General features: G+C 42.3%; 13 protein-coding genes and 2 tRNA genes. 11 read left to right on the forward strand and 4 right to left on the reverse strand.

Annotated elements, in window-relative coordinates; translation table 11 throughout:
• Nucleotides 1–10: 10 nt before the first annotated feature.
• The 3 genes from K6V21_RS07665 to K6V21_RS07675 all read left to right on the forward strand — a co-directional run bounded on the left by K6V21_RS07665 (nucleotide 11) and on the right by K6V21_RS07675 (nucleotide 3,552).
• Nucleotides 11–1,549: a hypothetical protein gene (locus K6V21_RS07665; protein WP_217716033.1), complete on the forward strand. Its 1,539-nt coding sequence runs from the start codon at nucleotides 11–13 to the stop codon at nucleotides 1,547–1,549.
• Nucleotides 1,537–1,755 carry a hypothetical protein gene (locus K6V21_RS07670; RefSeq protein WP_217716034.1) on the forward strand — a complete coding sequence of 73 codons (219 nt, stop codon included), beginning with the start codon at nucleotides 1,537–1,539 and terminating at the stop codon, nucleotides 1,753–1,755. The genes K6V21_RS07665 and K6V21_RS07670 overlap by 13 nt, the downstream gene beginning before the upstream one ends.
• A gap of 474 nt (nucleotides 1,756–2,229) precedes the next feature.
• Complete coding sequence (locus K6V21_RS07675) at nucleotides 2,230–3,552, forward strand: ATP-binding protein (RefSeq protein ID WP_224322010.1); 1,323 nt, start codon at nucleotides 2,230–2,232, stop codon at nucleotides 3,550–3,552.
• A 108-nt stretch (nucleotides 3,553–3,660) separates the two neighbouring features.
• Here K6V21_RS07675 and K6V21_RS07680 read toward each other — a convergent pair whose 3' ends face one another.
• Together K6V21_RS07680 and K6V21_RS07685 are read right to left on the reverse strand one after the other, a co-directional pair.
• The gene (locus K6V21_RS07680) at nucleotides 3,661–10,539 is read right to left on the reverse strand and encodes an InlB B-repeat-containing protein (RefSeq protein WP_224321417.1); all 6,879 of its coding nucleotides are present in this window, start codon (nucleotides 10,537–10,539) and stop codon (nucleotides 3,661–3,663) included.
• 12 nt (nucleotides 10,540–10,551) lie between these two features.
• On the reverse strand, nucleotides 10,552–13,818 hold the full coding sequence (locus K6V21_RS07685; RefSeq protein WP_224321418.1) for a leucine-rich repeat protein: 3,267 nt from the start codon (nucleotides 13,816–13,818) through the stop codon (nucleotides 10,552–10,554).
• Between the two features lie 547 nt (nucleotides 13,819–14,365).
• On the opposite strand from K6V21_RS07685, the gene K6V21_RS07690 reads away from it, so the two are divergent.
• The 5 genes from K6V21_RS07690 to K6V21_RS07710 all read left to right on the forward strand — a co-directional run bounded on the left by K6V21_RS07690 (nucleotide 14,366) and on the right by K6V21_RS07710 (nucleotide 17,151).
• Complete coding sequence (locus tag K6V21_RS07690; RefSeq protein ID WP_217716036.1) at nucleotides 14,366–14,533, forward strand: hypothetical protein; 168 nt, start codon at nucleotides 14,366–14,368, stop codon at nucleotides 14,531–14,533.
• Between the two features lie 113 nt (nucleotides 14,534–14,646).
• Nucleotides 14,647–15,093 carry a hypothetical protein gene (locus K6V21_RS07695; RefSeq protein WP_217716037.1) on the forward strand — a complete coding sequence of 149 codons (447 nt, stop codon included), beginning with the start codon at nucleotides 14,647–14,649 and terminating at the stop codon, nucleotides 15,091–15,093.
• A gap of 20 nt (nucleotides 15,094–15,113) precedes the next feature.
• A complete protein-coding gene (locus K6V21_RS07700) occupies nucleotides 15,114–15,608 on the forward strand; it encodes a 3'-5' exonuclease (protein WP_217716038.1) in 495 nt (164 codons plus the stop codon).
• Nucleotides 15,609–15,628: 20 nt separating this feature from the next.
• Nucleotides 15,629–16,429: an inositol monophosphatase family protein gene (locus tag K6V21_RS07705; protein ID WP_217716039.1), complete on the forward strand. Its 801-nt coding sequence runs from the start codon at nucleotides 15,629–15,631 to the stop codon at nucleotides 16,427–16,429.
• Nucleotides 16,430–16,446: 17 nt separating this feature from the next.
• Nucleotides 16,447–17,151: a ComF family protein gene (locus K6V21_RS07710; protein WP_217716040.1), complete on the forward strand. Its 705-nt coding sequence runs from the start codon at nucleotides 16,447–16,449 to the stop codon at nucleotides 17,149–17,151.
• A 62-nt stretch (nucleotides 17,152–17,213) separates the two neighbouring features.
• On the opposite strand, the gene K6V21_RS07715 is transcribed toward K6V21_RS07710, so the two are convergent.
• Together K6V21_RS07715 and K6V21_RS07720 are read right to left on the reverse strand one after the other, a co-directional pair.
• Nucleotides 17,214–17,287 (reverse strand) — tRNA-Asn (locus K6V21_RS07715).
• 20 nt (nucleotides 17,288–17,307) lie between these two features.
• Nucleotides 17,308–17,381: transfer RNA gene (locus K6V21_RS07720), tRNA-Asn, on the reverse strand.
• Nucleotides 17,382–17,461: 80 nt separating this feature from the next.
• On the opposite strand from K6V21_RS07720, the gene K6V21_RS07725 reads away from it, so the two are divergent.
• The 3 genes from K6V21_RS07725 (at nucleotide 17,462) to K6V21_RS07735 (ending at nucleotide 23,093) form a co-directional block, all read left to right on the forward strand.
• Entirely contained in the window at nucleotides 17,462–18,442 is a 981-nt protein-coding gene (locus K6V21_RS07725; protein ID WP_022210637.1) for an adenosine kinase, read from the forward strand.
• 10 nt (nucleotides 18,443–18,452) lie between these two features.
• Complete coding sequence (locus tag K6V21_RS07730) at nucleotides 18,453–20,126, forward strand: S41 family peptidase (RefSeq protein ID WP_224321419.1); 1,674 nt, start codon at nucleotides 18,453–18,455, stop codon at nucleotides 20,124–20,126.
• A gap of 129 nt (nucleotides 20,127–20,255) precedes the next feature.
• Nucleotides 20,256–23,093 (forward strand): triple tyrosine motif-containing protein, encoded by a 2,838-nt coding sequence (locus K6V21_RS07735; protein ID WP_224321420.1) that lies wholly within the window; start codon nucleotides 20,256–20,258, stop codon nucleotides 23,091–23,093.
• Nucleotides 23,094–23,156: the final 63 nt, after the last annotated feature.

Raw genomic sequence — 23,156 nt, forward strand, 5'->3', positions numbered from 1 at the left:
TATCTCTTATATGAATCTTTTTCAAAAAGCGAAAGCTGCTATAATGCATTTTATGAAAAACAGGCATGGCTGCAAACTTGAAATGTATGACGAAAGCGTTGTTGAAGAACAACCTTTGTCAACAGAAAATATAACATTTTCATTTTGCAATATAAATTATCTACAGGATGAAGCTTTTATCTCATTGGTTTCTGATGAATTAAAAGTTCCTGATGATAAGGTTGACATAGGTATAAGAAGGATGATTAAAGATATGCGGCAAGATATTATTTGCTGCATTGAATATCCGTACATTGATGTTTACTATAGAGATACTTATTACTCTTTTTATTCTAAAAAGCACTGTGCTTATAGTCGCTATTGTTTCAGAATATCATTCTTTTCGGGTGATGTAAACGAACACAACTTTTACGATCTGGATCTTTCCGATAAATTCTATGGATATATGGTTTTGAGGCCGACTGTACGTCGCGTTGTAGGCTATACGTTTTTATCTCCTGCTCTTTTTGAGGAGCGTGAATTTGTTTGTTGCTTATGCAAGAAAGATGTTTCTGTTTATGGGCGAAAGTTGTCTGTTACCGGGTTCCCGTTTTGTGGTCAGGACGGTGAAGCTGTGTCATGTGCGGAAATTTCTTTAATGATGATGATGGATTATTTTTCTCATAAGTACAATAAATACAGTCAACTCCTTCCATCTCAAATAATTAAAATTTTGTCAAGATACAGTAATGAGAGGCAGCTTCCATCACGAGGACTACCATCTGACATGATTTCATTTGTTCTGAGAAAAATAGGTTTTGGCATACGCACTTATACACGTCAAAAAGAAGATGCAGACTATGAGGTTTACAGTAACGATGAATTTAAAAGGTTATTGTATATATACATAGAATCAGGTTTCCCTATTATAACTTGTACCAGTGATCATACTTATCTTGTTATCGGGAAAGAAAATAAGATTGGTGAAGATAATGTTAAGTTGGTAACAATAAACGATAATGAAAGACCCTATAAACTTATTGATTATAATGAAGAAATAACTTCTTTCATTGTGCCATTATACGAAAAAATATATTTGGATGCTGAAATGATTCAAATAGGCGAAGTCATAAAAAGTCTGGAAGAGGGAATCTCTGGTTTGAAAATAAAAAAGAAAGATACAAAATATATTTATCGATGTTTCCTAACCAGTTCCCGTTCCTATAAGGAATATATCACGCAAGCCAACAAGAAAGATTCACGGGAGCATTTCGTCTGCATGGCAATGCCTCGTTTTGTATGGGTATGTGAAATGATAGACACTAAGGATGTGGTGATAAAAGATCCCAAGAAAACTCCTGTGAGTAACATTATGCTTTTTGATGCGACAGAAGGAAATGCATCATTGAATTACTTCATTATGGCTAAACTTTCAGACAGAATAATTGTTAGAACAGTAGATAATAGTCAGTATCACAGAAAAATATACAAGCAATTTATGGGAAACAAAGATATTTTTTATACCTTTGACCGCAATTTGAAAGGAGAACATACTAAATGGCAAGATTAAAAAGTACTTATTCAACTTATGTTGCGGCGCAGGAAAAGAAGGGTGCTGTAACATCTTTGTCGCATGAGGCAACTGTCCGCATTGATACGAGAATATCTAAGGCTTTTTCTTCTGCTCAAAAAAGTGCGACCGTAAAACAATTGAACTCTGTGAAACTTATGAGACAGAGAGAATTGAAAGGCTTGACAGGCAATGCGATTATTTAACAAGAAAAAGAAAAAAAGTAGATTCATTTCTGAAGGCCAGTCACCTGAAGTAAATACATTAGGAATAAAAAACGAATACAACAATAACTTATTAACTAAGATTATATTGCTCGTATTTGCTCTCTTGGGTTTTATCCTTTGTGTTTTGGATATTCGTGATGACGGGATGTTGTTGAAATTCTCTTTTGGAGAAACGGAATTTAATTATGCAGGTTCTTTGATAGGAGTTGCAGTTATTATTATATCTATTATTATAATGCTATTTCATAAACCCCAAGTTCATCTGAAAAAGTAAAAAACTTATTTTTATTTTATCTTAATCTCATGATAGCAGGTTACTATAAACCTTTTGTATCCCTCCTGGCTTTGTTAATCAGCTTGAGGATTTTCTTATAATGTTTTGTATTACCGCTTTTTATTGATTAGCTTTGTAACCTCCGTAACGGTTACGGGGGTTACAAAATTGATATGACTATGAGATTCTATGATCGTACGAGTGAATTAGCTGAGTTACAGCGTATAAAAAATCTGTCGTTTAATGACCACTCCCGCTTGACGGTAGTGACCGGTAGGCGACGTATAGGTAAGACAAGCCTTATCATGCGATCTATAGAAGACTCACCTACTGTGTATTTATTTGTAGGTCGTAAGAATGAGGCGACTCTTTGCGCTGAGTTTATTCCTGTCATCGCTCAGTCCCTGGAGACTTTTGTCCCTAATGAAATTCGCACTTTCCGGTCATTGTTTCAGTATTTGATGGAATTGTCTGTGAGCAGGGCATTTAATCTTGTTATTGATGAATTTCAGGAATTCTACAATATTAATGAATCTGTTTATAGTGATATGCAGAATCTTTGGGATCAATATCGTAGGAAGTCCCGTATGAATCTGATTGTGTCCGGTTCCATTAACTCTTTGATGCAAAAGATATTTCAGAATTCAAAAGAGCCGTTATTTGGCAGGGCTGATAACATCATCAAATTATCAGCTTTTAGCTTGACGACTTTGAAGGAAATCATTCACGATCACAGACCTGATTATTCTAATGATGATTTGCTTGCCCTTTACGCTTTTACAGGTGGGGTGCCAAAATATGTAGAGTTGTTCTGTGATAACGGAGCGTTGAGCGTAGACGAAATGATAAATTTCATGATTCGGGAAAACTCTCCTTTTACCGATGAAGGAAAAAACCTGCTGGTAGAAGAATTTGGTAAGAACTACGCTACCTATTTTTCTATATTAAGTGCTATTTCGGGAGGCATTAATACACAACCTGAAATAGAGGCTGCATTGGGAAATAAAAGTATAGGAGGACAGATTAAACGACTGATTGAAGATTATAATATAATCGTACGGAAGCGTCCCATATTGGCAAAAGAAGGAAGTCAGACTGTCCGTTATGAAATACAGGATAATTTTATTCGTTTCTGGTTTAATTATTTTGACCGTCATCGCTCTTTGATAGAAATTAAAAACTTTGTGGGACTACAGGCTATCATTAAAGCGGATTATCCTACCTATTCCGGTAAGATGTTAGAAGAATATTTCAAACAGAAATTTGCGGAAAGCTTTCAGTACAGAGCTATCGGTTCATGGTGGGATACCCGAAACGGGCAGGATGAAATTGATATTGTAGCTTTGAAATTAGAGAAAAAGCAGGCGGTAGTTGCAGAAGTGAAAAGGCAAAAGAAGAACTTCAAACCGGAATTGTTAGCGGCGAAGGTTGAACATCTTAAGCGTAAACTATTGCCCAAATATCAGATAGAAATGGTTTGTCTATCATTAGATTCTATGTAGTATATGCTTGCCGGTTTATGACTTTTGAAGGTTGGGACAAAAAAGTCTCCCTTCGGATTAGGTGTCGGAGGGAGACTTTTAAGATAAGCGTCATAAAGAGAGACAGGCTTAGTCTATCTTCATAAATTTCTGTTGTATAACCTCATTATCGGTTTTTATCATAATGAAGTAAATCCCTTTACTCAGAGAGGAAACATTGATTCCTTCGCCAGGAATTACTTGTTTGTCCACTATCAGTGTTTGCCCCGCAGTATCAGAGATGCGTACTTCTTCAATGTTACCAATATCTCCCCGAATATACAAGTGGTGGCGTACGGGACTTGGATAAACCAGTAGGCCTTCCGAAATAGGAATAATTCCGGTTGCTTCGCCTATATGCAGGCTGACAGGGGTGGTTAAACTGCCCGTCAGTGTACCGCTCCACTCTATTTCTTCCTTGACGTTATATTCCAGCTGGTCGGCAGTGTCGAAGGCGCGTAGTGTCAGTTTGCCATCGGTTTGTTCTCCGTGGGCAGTGATAAACAGATAACCGTCTTTTTCAACAGCTATACCTCTGCATTCACCGTCCACAAATACACCGACAAGGAATTTTCCCGTTTCAGCCTTTTGTTCTCCGCTGTAAAGCTCGGCTATGGCAATCATGTTGTCTTCGGACTGATGAACGTCATAATCCCATTGTGGTGATGGGGTGGACGGTTCTGATTCTGTGCCGTTTGCGGCATAGTTGAAAGACTTCACTGATTGAGAATAGTACATGTAGCCTTCACCGGGAAGTAGGTGGGTCAGGCTGCCTGTCCATGCACTTCCATCGTATATGGCAAAACTGTCTAAGCCTTTGATGAGGTCGTTCTCTTCAGCTTGCAGATTTTGCAAGGCTTGCCCTAATGGTAACGTGACGGTAGGAACATAACCTATCCAGTTCCAGCCCTGGTTTAGGGTAATGGTGTTGCTTGTCGGATCTGCCCCCTTTCCGGTCAGTTCAAGAGTTGCCTCTTTCTTCATTTTTATCTTGTAAGCTTGAGTGGTGCTCAGACTGTTCAATGAACCTTCCCAATCACTTTCATTTTTGTTCGTCAATTCTCCGTTTTGTCCTTTCAGGATGAGGACGGATTCTTTGATGGGAGCGAGTAGAGCTGGTATATCGTTCAGATTCTGATCCTGCACGTTGATAGAGAACCAGTTCCAGCCCATAGCGAGCGTGTAGTTCTGAGTGATGTTCTTTTCTCCGGCTTCCACGACGTTCACTTTCACTTCCGGTTTCATATCCATACCTTCGACGGCAAACTGTATCATGGTCTGTCCCGGAAGTTCGCCCGATATAGTGAAGATAGCTTTGCCTTCTTCATCTAATGTGGCTTCTGCTGGTTCTATGGCAGCAATGGTGGAGGAAACGGAAGTTGCGGTCACTTTCTTGCCTGTTGAGGCTTCTGCGGGATCTACGGTTACTGTAATTTCAGCCGTTTCATTGTACACCACTTCAATCTCGGAAGCGACCACTGCCTTGGGCTCTTTTTCAATGGCTATCTCTTGGCTATAATCACTTTCCATTTGTATGCCGGCATAGCTCTTCACACGTTTGCTGACGGTCAGTATCACTTTATCGGTGGTAGCCAGAGCCTCGGAAGGGACAAAGCGCACTTTCGAAACGAACTGCTCATTTTTGTTTTGCGGGTTTGCTTCGGCATTCTTGAAAGTTACTTCTCCAGTTACGGCTTCTCCGTTGCGAGTGATGGTGATGAACTCGGCAGTCATGGTTTCGGGCAGCATGAACTTGCTGAAATCAATTTCTATGCCTGTCTCATAACCGCGCACGGCTGTCACGGTAGGCTGGGCGGTTTGTACCATGCCAATATTCACTTCCAGCTGTGGAGGAGGAACGGGGAGCCATTCGCTGTAAGTTGTCTGGTAGCCTTCTTTCTCAAACTTCACTTGCCAGAGACCTTGGGGGACGTCCCAGCGATACATACCGTTCTCATCGGTAAACAGAGGGTTTTCCTGAGCATACTCGGCTGCATCCCAAAGCACGATGTTTTCATGCAGGTCGCCGTACATGTCTTCTACCATCTCTTTATAGTAACAGGTGGCGGTCACGCCTTGCAGGCGGTTGGCTTCAACGGCTTCGTAGACGTAGCCGGAAGGGTCTATTTCCGGATCTGAGTCACCACATCCGGAAGGCTGTCCGGAAGGAGTATCTGTGGGATGATTGTCGTCATCGTCATTATCTTTTTTGCATTTCAAAGAGTTGATTTTTTTCTCAATTTTTGCCTTTGATTTTTTGAATTGATTTTCATAGATCTTTCCTGCAATGTAGTTTGCGGCAGCTACTCCAATAGACACTCCCACTGCTGCTAATGAGGTTCCTCCAGAAGGTATGGCTGCTGCTATTCCCCCTGATACACCGTATAGCTCAGCGACGTCAAGCGCGATTTGTGCTATGTAGAAAGCACAAGCGCCTTTACTCCAATTGGATATTTCGTTTAATATAGCATCGGCTTTTGCTTGGTCTTCGGGGCATGGATCAGGCACTTTATTAGCAAGGGTACATGTATCATGCAAATCTTTAATCATGTCTTTTATATTAAAGATGATGTCGAAAATAGCAAACCCTTTTCCAGCTCCTTCACTTATTTTACAGAGTTTCTCTAATTTGTTGTCAATAAAGCTTAGCATCTTGTCGTTTGCACAAGCTCTTTTGCATAGTTTGTCGTAACGATCATTTAATTCAGCAAGGAGGATTTTGTTTTTTGTATATTTACGACAGTTGGCAACATCTATTAATTCATCGCTGATGTTGCTATTCATTTTAATCAGCCTTTTTTGTAGGCTCATCACTGCGTCAGATATTATGCCGGTTAGTTGGCGCAGTTCATTACTGAACTTTTCTAGGCTTTCACAAGTTTCTATGACTAAATCACAAACAGCTTTAGACGGATTGAATGTGCGGGTTAAACTTGGTGATGCTTTATCTAAGTCTATAATGAAATAAATGTCGTTATCAAAATCTACAAAAGAGTAAGAATTGTCTGTTTGTAGTTGATAGAAAACAGTTCCATCGGTTTTTTCGGTTACAGTATATCCTGCTGAAATGAGTTGCTGTGGTTCAAGTCCGGTGCAATGCTTGACTGTAGTTCCTTGTAAATATTCTGAATACTTACTTCCATCATAGATGTCTGCTGATAAGAAACCATCAGGTAGTGAATTTATTTCATCGCTTAATAATTCATCGCAGCGAGTTATGAGTTGTTTTATCGTTTCATCAGAAATATCTATTGGCTCTTTCTTTATCAATGGAATACCTGTCAAAAGACTTATCTCATATTCCAGAGAATCTATCACTTGCAGGTCGGGACTGTCCTTTCCTATTTCGGCATTCAACAACGTAAGTAACTTTTCTATGTCTGTAATAGACGTTGTAATTTTATTCTGAGCATCAGGAAGGATGTTTAAGGCAGATGATAACTCTTGGCTATCTATTTGTACAGTCGTTTCTGCTTTAAAATCAACACTTACATTTATAGGTATATTTCCATCATACATATTGCCAAATTCTCCACTGGCAACCCATATATCTTTCTTTTCATCATAAATGGCAGTTAACGGTCTCCATAGGCCGTCACCTGTTTTCACATAGAGTATAACGTCGGAGATAATGTTAGGGTCATTATTAGTGAAATCAATTGTAAAGGTGAAAATCTTGTTATAAATGTAATAGGTGTATTTAGAGGATTCACTGCTAGGATTCTGAAAGTCAAATATGACTTCATAGGTTTTATGTTGTTCTGGGTTATCATGATACATGATAACTTTTGAAATTTGTATCGCGTTTTTGTCATATAGGCATTCTTTCGTTTCCGATAGTAGATTGACTCCTTGTTTTGTTATTACGCGGGCATAGATGTTGTGAGTGGAAAGATTGTAAGGTTCGTTCAGTGTACAAGTTGTGGACCAAAGACCATTTGCCAATGCTTTAGTCTGTCCTACCAGAATACCATTGTCATATATCTCCACCGTTGAACCTCCTTGTGCCGTTCCACTGATTGGTATCGTGGTTTTAGCAACGGTGCTTGGTACACTGATACTCAAATCTTTCACTTCATAGAATGCCGAACCTATGGGTTGACTTACTTCTTTGCCATTCAGTGTAAATTCTACAAAAGCGTTTGGCTGATAGCTGCCGCCTGCGGTGGGTATCACGCAGAAGCGCACTAAATCAGTGTAGTTGGCTAATGGAATGATCAAGCGATTGTTATCCAGTGTATAACTGGCGATACTGTTGCCTGCCATGACAGAATTTTCTACATACGAACAACTTTCAGGTAAATCAACTACTAACTGTACATTACTTACTGAACCGGCATATTCTTCCTTAAAATCAATCTTTCCTTTCAGCGTCAGATAATTACCTGCCACGATGGAGGCTTTGTTGACAGTAAATGACGTATTGTCGCCTGTGTAGTAAAGTTTGCTTTCGTCTAATGCCGGGATATGGCTGTTGGCAATCGAAGAGAGAATACCACTTTTTACAGTCACGGTGCTTTGCACATAATCTGTTCCTTCCACCAGTCCGGATGCCGCCAGTTGAGACAGCTTCAAGATGGAGTTGAAGAATGTACTGTTTGCCATGCTGACCAAAGTATAGTCCCCGTCGGGCAGCTCATTGATGGAAAGAGATTGATTGGAATAAGTGTATTTCTTTACTAATTCTCCCTTGCTGTCATAGAGGATACCCACCACACTGGCGTTGTCAGTAGTAGTATAAGAGGCTTTAATACCTCCCCATGCTATGATTTTGAGCAATGCACTTGCTTTCTCAGCGTTTTCATCTATCATTGCAGTAGCAGTAACAGGTTGGAAAGCACTATTTTTACTACTTGCCGTGATACGAAGTTGATCGCCAGCCGCTACTTCTTCTAGAAGTACAATAGAGGGATATTGTACGGAAAAATCAGTGATTTCTTTCTGTTGCGATTCATTGTAGATGGTGTAGGCTATGTTAGCGTAATCGGAATACCAATCCTCCGTGGTTGCTTCTGTGCCCGCCACTACACTGGGAGTGTATGTAAGACTTAAGCTGATGGTTGCTCCTGCTATCGTTTTCAACTCAATTGTTCCCAGATCTGTTCCTTCGCTGAAATCAGCCTTCGTCAAAGTCTGGCTGATATAATCAGTGGCAGATACGGAAATTGTGCTTTCATCATTATAAACTTGTAGCTCAAACTTGCCTTTGGCATCCGTCTGCGTGATGAATGATTTTGAATATTTGCCGTTCAGCTTTTGGGAAACGGAAACTGTGGCTCCTGATAGTACACTACCGCCCGCCTCTTTGACAATTCCTGAAACCGTCACTGTCTCAATAGGAGTCAACGTATAAACCAGCCGGTTTTCTTTTTCCTTCACACTGTAGACCTGATTTTCCGGAGCTACATACTGCATCCCTAAATCCTGATTCAGAACCATCCGATACCCGATTTCGGTTCCTGCTGTCTGTGCCTTCAGCAGGTTGCCTTGCGACAGGTATGCCTGCTTGGAATCCAGCCACGTAATCTGTACCTGGCTGGTGACATCTGTTCCGTCCGGAGTCAGCACTTGCAGGTTTACGTCAAGCAAAGTTAGCAGTGAAGTGAAAGTTACAGAGCGGTTCTCATCTTTGATCTCAATGTTTTCTATCTGCCCCAACACTACACCAGTCGGAGTTTTCAGAGAGACATTGTAGGTGCAATTCTTTAGTAATCCGTTGAAAGTGTACGACGTGCGGTCGGACACCACATAGCGTTGTTTCTGCCCGTTCTGCAAGTTTTGTAATTCCAGAGTCATATTCTTGTAAACTCCTTCACTGTCGGCAGGCAGGTTCACTTCCAGAGTTCTGACGTCTTCGGTCAGTGGCAGGATGGTGAGGTCCTTCCATACCGGTGCCTCTGTATAGAGAGGAATGGCAGAGGCAAGCACGTGGACGACAGCGCCATCGGCGATTCCTTCAAAAGTATAGTTGCTTACTGTTGGCGGTGTGATGGCATGGCAGATGATATCCGTCAGATTTTTGCAATTACGGAAAGCGTAGTTGCCTATTCTTTCTATGCCGGCCGGCAGGATAATCGTTGACAGGTTGGTGCCGTCGAATGCATAGCTGGGAATTTCCGTATATCCGCCTGTCCGGCTAAGGTCGAGCAGAGTACAGTTACTTAGGTTTTGGGCGATGCCGAAGTCGTAGCTGTTCATCTGACCGCTGACAATGACCATCGAAACTTTGCTATAATTGCTTGAACCACCGACTACATTGCTTACGGCATTCATGATGCTGCCCGGAGTGAAATCATCGATAATCAGTTCACCTGTTTCCGCATTCCAGTGATTGGCTCCCGGATTTCCCGGGCTGTCCGGATTGAAGCGGAATAAGCCGGTGATGGAAACATCTTCTTTCCCTATCACGAATGAATAAGGGCTTTCAGTGGACAACAATGTCTCTCCCTGTTTCCAACCCTCAAACTGATAGTTGCTGTTCGGGTAGGCATAGACAGAAATCGAAGTTCCTTCACTGAAACGTTCTCCCGAAGTGATGTTGAAACGTCCTCCTTCGATTGGCGAAGCTGTCAAATTTAGTTTATACTTAATGACTTCCTGCGACGGATCGTCGGGATCGTCGGGGTTGAAGCTGTCTGTAGCCTTGAACACGGCGGTTATGGTAGTATTCTTTGCCGGCATGGTATAATTGAAAGAGCGGCTGCGGGAAATCGTATCTCCGTCCTGCGCCCAACCTACAAACTGGTAATAGTTGTTGGCATTAGCGCTGAGGTAAACAGATTCTCCCAGAGCATATTGCTGCTTCCCCGAAGGTGAGGTGCTGCCTGCTCCGTCGGGGGTGACGTTGACCGTCAAATTATATCTCTGGCCCGGTTCGCCGGGGTTGGAGGGGTTAAACCCATCCCCTCCTTCTTGTCCCCATGCCGCGATGCTCCAGAGAGCAATGAATAGGCTGAATATATATTTCATGAATGTTCTGTTTTATTTGATTACCATAATTTTGAATGTTTCCTTACCGATAGTTACGATGTAGAAACCCGGTGCGACGGGGAGCGAGGTTGATGACTGTGTCAATATCCTACGCTCAACGACTTGCCCGGTGACATTGCAGACTCTTACCTCATCTCCCGGTTGGGCAGATATTAAGATTTGTCCGGCTCCTGCCGTCACTTGGGCAGCATTCGTATCATGGGATTCTTCTATTCCGGTAATGGTACGGGTAGTCAGGCGCAGTTCGAAGCGGTCGGTGCAGAAGCCGGCTTCTGCCGTAAAGGTGTAGCTGTCGAGGTCGAGGCGTGTTTCGCTTCCTGTCTGCTTATCTGTTAAGATCACTTCGTCGGCTGTAACTGTGGCGTCTGCCAGGCTCAGGGTATATGTGCCGGCTTTTCCTGCGTAAATGCCTACGGAGACAATTCCATTGCTCAACGGTCGTTCGTTGATGGCGTAATATCTGCCTGTAGCGTCTAGTGTAAAGAGTTGTGGCACGTCTTTGTCGTCGCTCATGAATTTGGCGGCATCGCGGGACATTTCATAATCCATACTTGCTTCGGGATTGATAACTACGCGGGTACGGTCGGTATAAGTGCCATCCTCCAAAGTAAAATTGAAGACGGTACGATCCGGCGAAACGGCGGAACGGGTCGTGGTGCGTTGGCGTACGGCGGTATCCAGTTGGCGGCCTTCAGCGGAGAAACTGATTTCTTTCGTTTCCACCGGCTTCTGAATGAAGAACGCTTGCATCGGGCTGAGTATGTAGTTATCGTCTTCGGTTGAGACGGCGGTGTAAGTCCGGTTACGGGTGTCCCATATTGTAATGGGAGAGGTGTAGTCCATGTAATAAATGTCATAGAAGCATGGATAGGGGTTGCCTATGAAATTCCAGCTGGCATTGTGGGCGAACTCGGAGGCGTACTCATCCAGTGTCCGTTTTAAGGCATTACCGGAGAAAAGCCGGTTCTTATTGTCATTGTTGATGGCTTTCAGGGTAAGTTGGGTTTGTTTGTTGGGCTGGATGATATAGCCGGTTCCGGCTTGCAACGTTCCACCGGCGGGTACGTCTTTCCAGTTGCCGGTTTCGCCGTCGGCCCGTGCTTTACTGTCGTAGTAACGGATGACAAAGAGGGCGTCGTTGCTGACTTCTATGTCTGCTCTGTTCACATCAAAAGGCAGTGTGATGAACTGCCAATAGCCTTTTTTCAGATTCAGTTTGTAGATGACACTATCGGCACGCATGGCTCCGGACTCGCTGAGTAAGTTTGTATAAACGGCTTCTCGGTAGGACCAATTGTTATCATCGTTTCCATTGAATGCATGGCTTTGTGTGTACTTCTTCATAGAGAGTGCATCGGTTCCTCTGACTGTTAGTCGGCCGTTATCAAATACGGATACGGTCGGATTGTTCTTGAAACGGATATCTGCCGCTATGACCAGTTCGCCGGGCACGTTGATGAGGTCTGTTTCATAATCCAGAGGATTGATTGTAGGAAATGCATCCCAACCCGGAGCCAGCTTATAGCTGTTTACGGACCAGAAAGGAACGATAAGTTCTGTGCCGGATTTGTCGACATTATACATAATGTCTCTGTTGCCCTCTAATGTAGGAGGAACGGAAGCAAGGCAGGTGATCTTCTTGATATTGTAGCATTCATAAAATGGATAGTAGCAATAAGTCAGTGAGGCGGGCAGAGTGATTTCTGTCAAACTTGTGCAACGACGAAAGGCTTGATCTTTCAATGTTGCCAGAGTGGAGGGAAAAGATACTTCTTTCAATGCAGTACATTGGTAAAATGCATTGTAATCTATATTTGTGAGTCCTTCGGGAAAGTCCGCTTTCTTCAATGCTGAACATCCATAGAATGCATTGTCTGAGATATTTTTTAGGTTAGCCGGAAACTTCACTTCCGTTAATGCCGTACAATTATAGAAGGTGGAGCTATTTATGGTGATTATATTATCTGGTATTTCTACAGTTGCTAAACTATAGCAGTACTGAAATACAGAACTTTTAATTTCAGTCAGACTGGTTGGAAGTTTTATTTCTTTTAATGAGTAGCAGTTGTAGAAAGCATAATCTTCGATGCTTGTCACTCCTTCGGGAATTGAAATTTGAGTCAACCCGTAACAGTGGTAAAAAGCATAGTCTCCGATCTTTTTTAACACTGAAGGCAACTTTACTTCAAGCAATGCTGCTCTTGCACGGAAAAGTTCGTTAGGTATTGTTTCTATTATGGCTCCCGTCATGTCGATAGAAATCAAGTTGGTGGTTCTTTGTTTTATCTGATAAAAGTCGTCGTCATTTAGAGGACCGTTTATCACCAACTCGTTTATATCTGTTACATAATCCACTTGCTTTAGGATTTCTTCTCCCAAAGTTCCCGCAGTAGTAAGGGTTACTGTTATTTTCTTTGGAGTATCTCCGTCTATAATTACCAAATTGGACCAGTAAGAAGCATCTTTGTAGGCCTTTGCTGTACCCTTAGGTACATAAAATACTTTGGTGAAGTTGAAAGTGTTGTCGGATATTGTCGGTGCAGTTTTGCTTTTGAGGGTGGCTGCGAGGAGGCGGAAGCACTCACTGAAAGCGTAATTGTCTATTACTTCCAGTTTTTCCGGAAATGTAACTTTCTGTAGTTGCTGACATTTATAGAAAGCGTAACTTCCGATTGTTTTTAAACTGTCAGGGAATGCAACCTCGGATAAATTGCATTGACGAAATGCACTATTGCCTATGTTGGCTAATTTTTCAGGGAAGTTCACTTTTTTTAGGTTGTAGCATTCGTAGAAAGCACCATCTCCTATGTCTTTTAGTTTATCAGGAAGTGTGACTTCGGATAAATCGCACTGATAGAATGTATGATATTCTATCGTGACTAATGTTTTAGGAAAAGTAACATCTTTCAGGTCGGAACAGTAGGCGAAAGCATTATTTCCTATTGTTTCCAAATTGTCAGGAAGTATGATTTTCTGTAGTGTTTTTTTTGAGTATAGCCCAGACTCGGGAAGTCTGTTACCTGGCACTGTAACCTTGCTTGTGTTCAAATAAACCAGGTTTGGCATTTGCTCTCTGATAAACCAAAAATCATTTCCATCCAGATTTCCCGAAATGGTGATGCTGTCACAGTTTACATCTTGTACTAAAGAACTCAGTTGCCCGGCAGTAGGGACTTCTACTGTGACATGGGTTGCTGATACTTGGTTCATGAGTGCCATTCCGATAATGGCCGTTAATAGAGTAGTAATTTTTTTCATAAGCCATTTAATTTATGATGTTGAAGTAAAATGTTGTATATGCTTATTAATTAATCATTCAGGTCTGCTGGTTTTGCTTCCATTCTGACTGATTTTGCTACAAATATTATAAAATATATTTAAAGAAACAAATTCTTTGAGTGAGTATTTGAGAGGCTAAAGGAATGAATTGCTACACTAAAATATCTTATATTTCCATTTAGTTTCTACTTTTCTATGTTTATCCTCTATTTGGGCAACTTATCTTTTTTTTATGTTTTCGGAAAATATTTCTGTTTGCTTACAAGGCAACCACATTCCAATGAAATTCTTTTTAATTTCTCACTTATAGTGTTGTATCTGTGTTGCAACGTTGCTGTACATACCTTGCAATACTGCTGCACATGCCTTGCAATGAAACTGTATATGCTTTGCAGTGACACTGTCTTTGTATTGCAGCGATACTGCACATGCTTTGCAGTGGTACTGTCACGGCTTTGCAGTAACTCTATGCCATGGATATAGGGAAACATGCATATAAAGGGAGACTATCCTATATATGCAAAACATGAAGTACTCTCTTGATATACAATCTTGTATGTTCGAAAACAGCCTGAAAATCAGTGCTGACAAACTGTTTGTCGTCACTTATAAACACCTTGTCAGCACTGCCGTCAAACTACGACTGACAAAGGGGTTGGGCGTTGTCAGTGCTGGAGTGCTGACAACTTATTGAAAAACTTTATTGAAGCCGAACTTCTTTTCCCGTGCATGAAATAAATGTGATAACTTTCCCTGCTTCATATTTATTCGTACTTTTGGGGTGCAAAATATAAATAGATGATTCTTATGAAAACCGGAAATGTTTGTTTTTTACTATTAATGTGTATAAGTCTCCTGTTTACAGGTTGTGGAAACTCTCAGAGCAAAAAGAGTGAAGGTAATAAGGTGGGTGATGATAAGGATGCTCACGGTTGCATAGCTTCCGCAGGATATACCTGGAGTGAAGTTTTGAAAGACTGTATCCGTCTTTGGGAGAAAGGAGTACGTGTAGAAGATGTGGCAGATAAAGAGAAGGCCGCCTATATTGTTTTCTCGCCCGATTCGCTACAAGTGGAACTCTTCTTTTCCGATGACCGCCCAAACGAAATACTGGACCGCCGCTCTTTACCTGCGGGTGGATACGCATGGAATGTAGAGGATGATGATACAAAGAATGTTCGTCTGGAGAATGATAAATGGACTATCAGTCAACGGGGGAAGCTGATTTATCAGCAGGTGGAGGAAGCGCAATAGACTTTTGAAATCTCTGAATTATGGAAAACTTTGCTGCCATAGACTTTGAAACAGCCAACGAACAGCGTACCAGTGTGTGCAGTGTCGGTGTGGTGATTGTGCGGGAAGGAGAATTTGTAGATAGTTATTATAGCCTGATTCGCCCCGAACCGGAATATTATACCTATTGGAACACCCGGGTACATGGGCTGACAATGGCGGATACGGCAAAAGCTCCGATATTTCCCACCGTATGGCAGGAGATAGCGCCGCTCATTGAAGGATTACCGCTCATTGCCCATAATAAAGGTTTTGATGAGAGTTGTCTGAAAGCCGTTTTCAGAACTTATAGCCTGGATTATCCCGATTATGAATTTCATTGTACCTTGAGCACGGCACGAAGGCGGATCAAAGGTTTGCCCAACTATCAGCTGCATACGGTAGCTGCCTACTTTGGTTATGAGTTGGAGCAGCATCACCATGCATTAGCCGACGCTGAGGCCTGTGCCTGGATTGCCCGGGAAATAATAGAATAACAAAGAAAAAGAATACGAATATGGATTTAGCGTTACTTACCGCGAAAGTTTGTCGCATTGCTATGGATGCGGGGAGTTTCTTGAAAGAAGAGAGAAAAACTTTCCGCACTGAAAGCGTGGAGAAGAAGCATGCGCATGACTACGTGTCTTATGTAGATAAAGAGTCGGAAAGACAGATTGTTGCTGAACTCTCTGCCTTGTTGCCGGAAGCCGGTTTTATTACGGAAGAAGGTTCGGCAGTGTATCAGGATGAACCCTATTGTTGGGTAGTGGATCCGTTGGACGGGACTACAAATTATATCCATGACAATGCGCCTTATTGTGTATGTATAGCTCTTCGGTCTAAAGAGGAACTCTTGATTGGAGTTGTGTATGATCCCTGCAGGGATGAGTGTTTCTATGGTTGGAAAGGTGGAGGTGCGTATGTGGATGGCCAGCGAATACAGGTTTCCAATGTGCAGCAGATGGAAGATGCTTTTCTGGTAGTTGAATTGCCTTATAACTCATGCCAATATGCCCGTACGGGAGAACATCTGATACATAATTTGTATGGTAAGGTTGGTGGTATCCGTATGACCGGTTCTGCAGCTTTGGCAATATGCTATGTAGCCGCCGGACGTTTTGATGCCTGGGCGGAAGCTTTCATCGGCAAATGGGATTATTCGGCTGCCGCACTGCTGGTGCTGGAAGCCGGCGGCCGGGTGACTGACTTTTATGGGAATGAGAATTTTATAGAAGGGCATCATATTATTGCCACGAATGGATATCTGCATCCTATATTGCAACAACTGATACAAGAAGTTCCTCCGTTGGGGATGTGACATAAAGAAATAGCCTGATGAAAAATACTGTGAAATATTGGTTCGGTCCTTTGTTCCATCTTTTTTTTCCACGCTGCTGTGCAGTTTGCGGAGCATCACTTATAGAGGGTGAGGATACTATTTGTACTCATTGCAATATAGATATGCCGCGTACGAATTACCATAAAATGAAGGATAATCCTGTAGAGCGTATGTTCTGGGGAAAGTTTCCTCTGGAACGTGCCACCTCTTATTTCTTTTATCGGAAAGGAAGTGATTTCCGCAGGATCCTGCATCAATTGAAGTATGGTGGAAGAAAAGAACTGGGAGCGGTGATGGGACGTTGCATGGCGGCGGAATTACTGCCGACCGGCTTTTTTGAAGATGTAGATGTTGTCATTCCCGTGCCTTTGCATCCCCGCAAGCAGAGAGCTCGTGGATATAATCAAAGTGAGTGGATTGCCCGTGGCGTGTTTCAAGTGACAGGGATACCTGTAGATACTTCTTCCGTGATCCGCGAGAAACATACCAATACACAGACCCGTAAATCGATTTATGAGAGATGGGAGAATGTGGAAGGTATTTTTAAACTCCGCCATCCGGAACGATTAGTAGGGAAGCATATTTTGATTGTGGATGATGTTTTGACTACAGGAGCTACAACTACTGCCTGTGCTGATGTATTTTGTGAGATAGGAGGGATACGCATCAGTGTGTTGACATTGGCGGTTGCGGAAGTGTGATGAAAGTGATTTAATAAAGAGATAGAAACAAAAAAGGTTCGCCATAATGACGAACCTTTTTGCTCTTCCTCTTGGACTTGAACCAAGGACCCTCTGATTAACAGTCAGATGCTCTAACCGACTGAGCTAAGGAAGAATTTGCATTTAAGTTTTTCGCTCTTCCTCTTGGACTTGAACCAAGGACCCTCTGATTAACAGTCAGATGCTCTAACCGACTGAGCTAAGGAAGAATGTTGTTTTTTCTCAAATGCGCTGCAAAAGTAATAGGATATTTTGAAATATGCAATATCTTTGCAAAAAAAATATCGAAATGGACAAAATAATTGGAATGGGCAATGCCCTTGTTGACGTTCTTGCTACTCTCAACGACGACCATATTCTTACAGAAATGGAATTGCCCAAGGGAAGCATGACCCTGATTGATGAAACGAAACTGCTGATAATCAATGAATGTTTCAGTGAAATGGAAACTGAATTGGCTACTGGAGGCTCTGCCGGAAATGCAATTCGTGGTATGGCATGCCTTGGTGCGGGAACAGGATTCATTGGTAAGGTTGGTAATGATGCTTATGGAAAATTTTATCGGCAAAGTTTGTTGGAACGGGGAACGGAAGCAAATTTATTAGTTTCTTCCGAGTTGCCTTCGGGGGTAGCTTCCACTTTTATATCACCTGACGGGGAACGTACTTTTGGTACTTATTTGGGTGCCGCCGCTACATTAAAGGCTGAAGACCTTTCACGGGAGATGTTTAAGGGGTATACTTATTTGTTCATAGAAGGTTATCTGGTGCAGGATCATGATATGATACTTCGTGCCATTGAACTGGCAAAAGAGGCCGGATTGCAAATCTGCCTAGATATGGCAAGCTATAATATTGTGGAGCAAGACCACGATTTCTTCTCTTTATTGATAAACAAGTATGTGGATATTGTGTTTGCCAATGAGGAGGAAGCAAAAGCATTTACGGGTAAAGAACCGGAAGAAGCATTGGATGTGATTGCTAAAATGTGCAGCATCGCCATTGTGAAGTTGGGTGCCAGAGGATCGCTCATTCGTAAAGGGACAGAGGAAGTGCATGTGCATGCTGTCACTGTGGATAGAGTGATAGATACGACCGGTGCGGGTGATTATTTTGCAGCCGGTTTTTTATATGGACTGACTTGTGGATATTCGTTGGAGAAATGTGGCAAGATAGGTTCTATCCTTTCAGGAAGCATCATCCGGGTGATTGGTGCAGAAATGCCTGCCGAGTGGTGGGAAGATATCAAAACGAGAATCAGTGAACTATAATAAACAGGATATGAAGAAAATACTGAAAGTACGCTGGATAACTACCTTACTGTTAGTAGTAGGCGCAGTTGCCTTTTTTAGTTTCAAGAGTGGTGATAACCGCACTTTCCAGATTGCAAAGAACCTGGATATATTCAATTCCATCGTGAAGGAACTGGATATGTTCTATGTAGATACATTGGACCCGAATAAAACAATACGTGAGGGCATCGATGCGATGCTGTATTCTCTGGACCCTTATACGGAATTTTATCCGGAAGAGGATCGGAGTGAGTTGGAACAAATGCTTAAGGCTTCTTATGGAGGTATAGGTTCCATCATCCGATATGAGCCTAAATTGAAGCGTACAGTAATTGTGGAGCCTTACGAAAGTATGCCTGCTGCCGAAGTGGGATTGAAAGCAGGTGATATCTTGCTTGAAATAGATGGAAAGGATTTGACCGGAAATACGGATGTGAGCAAAATACTTCGTGGACAGGTAGGGACAAGTTTCCAACTGAAGGTTGAGCGTCCCGGTGAGGCAAAGCCATTGGATTTTACAATTGTCCGTAAAAACATCCAGTTACCGTTTATTCCTTATTACAGTAAGTTGGATAACAATATCGGTTACATCAACCTGAGTACTTTCTCAGGAAATCCTTCCAAAGAGTTTAAGAAGGCTTTTCTTGATTTGAAGAAACAGGGTATCACTTCACTGGTAATTGATTTGCGCAACAATGGCGGTGGGTTGCTGGAAGAGGCTGTAGAGATAGCCAACTACTTTCTGCCCCGTGGTAAGACGATTGTAACAACGAAAGGTAAGATAAAACAAGCAAGTAATACGTATAAGACCTTGCGCGAACCGTTGGATACGGATATTCCTATTGCTGTATTGGTAAATAGCGGTACTGCTTCTGCTTCGGAAATTCTGGCGGGTGCATTGCAGGATTATGACCGTGCAGTGATTGTAGGCAATCGCACGTTTGGAAAAGGTTTGGTGCAGGTGCCGCGTACATTGCCTTATGGCGGTACGATGAAGGTGACTACTTCCAAATATTATATTCCCAGTGGCCGTTGCGTACAGGCGATAGATTACAAACATCGTAATCCGGATGGTAGTGTAGGGCGTATTCCTGATAGTTTGACTACAGTATTCCATACGGCTGTCGGACGTGAAGTGCGTGATGGCGGTGGTGTGACGCCGGACGTTGCAGTGGAACAAGAAAAGTTACCTAATATTTTGTTTTATCTGGTAAATGATAATCTGATCTTTAATTATGCTACTCAATATTGCCTGAAGCACCCGACAATTGCTTCTCCCGAGAATTTCGAAGTGACGGATGCTGATTATGCAGAGTTTAAGGAAATGGTAAAGAAGGCAGATTTTAAATATGACCAGCAGAGCGAGAAGATTCTGAAGAATCTGAAAGAAATGGCAGAATTTGAAGGTTATATGAAAGATGCCTCCGAAGAATTCAAGGCTCTTGAGCAGAAACTTAGCCATAATCTGGACCGTGACTTGGATTACTTTGCAAAAGATATCAAGAATATGATTGCTCAAGATATCATTAAGCGTTATTATTTCCAGCGTGGCGGTATCATACAACAGCTGAAGGATGATGATGATTTGAATGAAGCTGTGAAGGTGCTGGGCGATCCTGCGAAATACAAGGAGATGCTGAGCGTTCCGGTTGCAAAGAACTGATTATAAAACTATAAACGGGTAAATCTACCGGTTGTCTTTAAGGAAAAGAGAAAAGATAATCGGCGGATTTACCCGTTTTTTAGATAGAAACTCCTACCTTTGCTTAAAGATTACCGTAAAGTTACGTCTATGAGAACAACTCTGCTATTATTTTGTGTCTTTTCTCTATTTAGTAGTTTATCACGAGGTTCTTCTATTCCGTTCTCTCCCATCGTGAGAAGTTATTCCGTATCCAATTATAATGCAGGTATTCAGAACTGGTCTGTAGCCCAGGATGAGAGGGGAATCATGTATATTGGTAACAACAAGGGGTTGTTGGAATTTGACGGGAACAGGTGGAAACTGCATGAGCTGCCTACTAAGAATATTGTGCGCACTGTATACATTGGTGAAGACGGAAAAATATTTGTAGGCTCTTTTGAAGAGTTCGGCTATTTTGAACGTGACTCGTTGGACAGTCTTGTATACCATTCATTGAAAGATGAAGTGAAAGATTTCCGGTTTCAGAATGATGAAATCTGGAGTATTGTGCCGGTGCAGGATGAGATTGTATTCCAGTCTTTTGGTTCTTTATTCATTTATGATGGACATACTGTGAGAGGTATCCGCACGAAATCGCTCCCGCTGAATCTGTTTCAGGTAGGTGATACCTTTTATTCCCAACTGATAAATGAAGGGCTTTCTATCTTTATAAATGATGGGTTTGAGCACCTGATTGATCGAAAATTGCTTGGAGACAGTGATGTCATGGCAGGACTCTCGTATGATGACGGCGCTTTGCTGCTGACCAGGAATAGTGGCGGCTTCATTTATCAACATGGAAAGGTAGTGAAATGGCATACGGAATGTGATGCTGAACTGGAGAAGTACACCGTTAACCGGGCAGTGATGACGAAAGATAGCTGTTATATCATCGGTACTATATCCAACGGAGTTTATGCGATAGATAAAAAGGGGCGGTTACTCTGGAAGGAAAACACGGATAGTCGCTTGCAGAACAACACGGTTCTGGGACTTTACTGTGATGCCGATAATAATGTCTGGGTGGCTTTGGACGAAGGAATAGCTTATATACTGAATAACTCCCTGGTATATTATTATGAACCTCCTTACCGGAAGATTGGTATGATTTATGATGTACTGGTAAAAGAAGATGAGGCTTATGTGGCTTCCAATCAGGGCGTTTACCGGATGAAGAGTGGAAAGTTGGAACTTGTTCCGGGATTGGAGGAACAAGCATGGTACGTCAAAGAGTGGGGAAACCAGATTCTCTGCGGGCATAATAAAGGTACTTTTCAGATAGCAGGTTTGCAGGCATCATTGATTTCGGACGTAAGGGGGGCGATGTGTATGAGGGAAATCTACCATGAAGGACGTCCGTTGCTATTGCAGGGAACTTATACGTTTCTGAATCTGTATAAGGAGAATGCTTCCGGTGTCTGGAGCTTTTTGAATTCATTAGGCGGGTTTACCCATATGGTGCGGGGCATAGAAATGGACCACCGGGGGAATATCTGGGTAAAGCATTTGCGGAAAGGACTGTTTCGTTTACGAATCAGCCCGGACTTGAAGAGGGTGGAAGATCTCAAAATGTATATGGAGCTGGGAGATGTGAAGGACGGGAATTTCTCTCTCTTTAAGATTAACGGCCGGGTGGTCTTTTCAAATGGAAAGGCATTCTATACTTATGAAGATATGACGGATTCAATCATCCCTTATGAGGTGATGAACGAACAATTGCCGGAACTGAAAGGAATAAACGATGTGAGCCATGCGGGTGGTCATATGTATTGGTTTGTCAGTGGGCGCATGGCCTATCTGGTGAAGTGTGAGATGAATGTCTTTCAGATTGAACATCGGATTCCATTCTCTTTGTTCGAGGGCCTGTCGATAGAAGAAAGGGCGGCGATGGTTTATGACAAGGGTAGCAAAAGCTCTTATCTCTGCCTGAATAATGCCATTGCCCGCATTGATGCAGATAGTTCCCTGTTATATAAATCTTCCGTTAAGCGTTCTTTATGGGTTTTGGGCATCACGGTGGAGGCTGAATGGACGGGAAAGAAAAAACAACTGTCTGTGCAGGAAGAAAACAAGATAGAGGCGGAGTTCAGTACGGTGTGTTTCTCTTTGTGTTATCCGGTTTATAATAACTATACCTATAAGGTTAGGTACAAGCTGGAGGGGCTTAACGACCAGTGGGTAGACAATGAACGTAGTCTGGAGAAGAAATATACCCGTTTGCCTTTTGGCTCTTATGTCTTCAAAGCGGAAGTATATGATGGAAACCAGATTTTGGCATCGACAACACTTCCTTTCGTCATATTGAGGCCTTGGTACCTGTCCTACTGGGCTATCAGTGGCTATGTGCTTGCCGGACTGATTCTGTTACTGTTGTTGCAATACATCGTCTACCAGTCCGTGAAGAAGAAGAAAGACCGCGTGATTGAACAGCAGCGCATAGCCCATCAGGCCGAGATTGAACAGCAAGAGAAGAAGATTATCGAACTCGAGAAAGAACAACTTGAAGCGGACCTGCGTTTCAAGAGCAAGGAGCTGTCGGGAGTGGTAATGACTAATATCGCCCATCAGGAATTCCTGAACTCCTTGAAGGAAGAGATACAGCAGCAAAAGCTGTCCGGGCAGTACACACGGAAGAACCTGGATAAACTGCTCGCTTTGGTGAATAACAACATCGTTTCGGACGAAGAGAGCTGGAATATGTTTCAGGCTAACTTCGACCGGATACATGAGAACTTTTTCCGAAACCTGAAACAGCAGTATCCTGACCTGACATCGGGCGACTTGCGCTTCTGCGCTTTGCTTCGTCTGAACCTACCGACGAAGGAGATTGCGAAGCTGCTGAACATCTCGATACGTGGAGTGGATGCGGCAAGATATCGCCTGCGCAAGAAGTTCAACCTGCCTCAGGAAGATAGTCTGACGGATTTTATGATAAACTTTAAGTAGCTGACCCTTAGTTTGATAAAGTGAAAGGAAGTATTAAAATAGTACTTCCTTTTTTTATAATCT

This window comes from Bacteroides cellulosilyticus (assembly GCF_020091405.1).
In the GTDB taxonomy this organism is placed as follows: domain Bacteria; phylum Bacteroidota; class Bacteroidia; order Bacteroidales; family Bacteroidaceae; genus Bacteroides.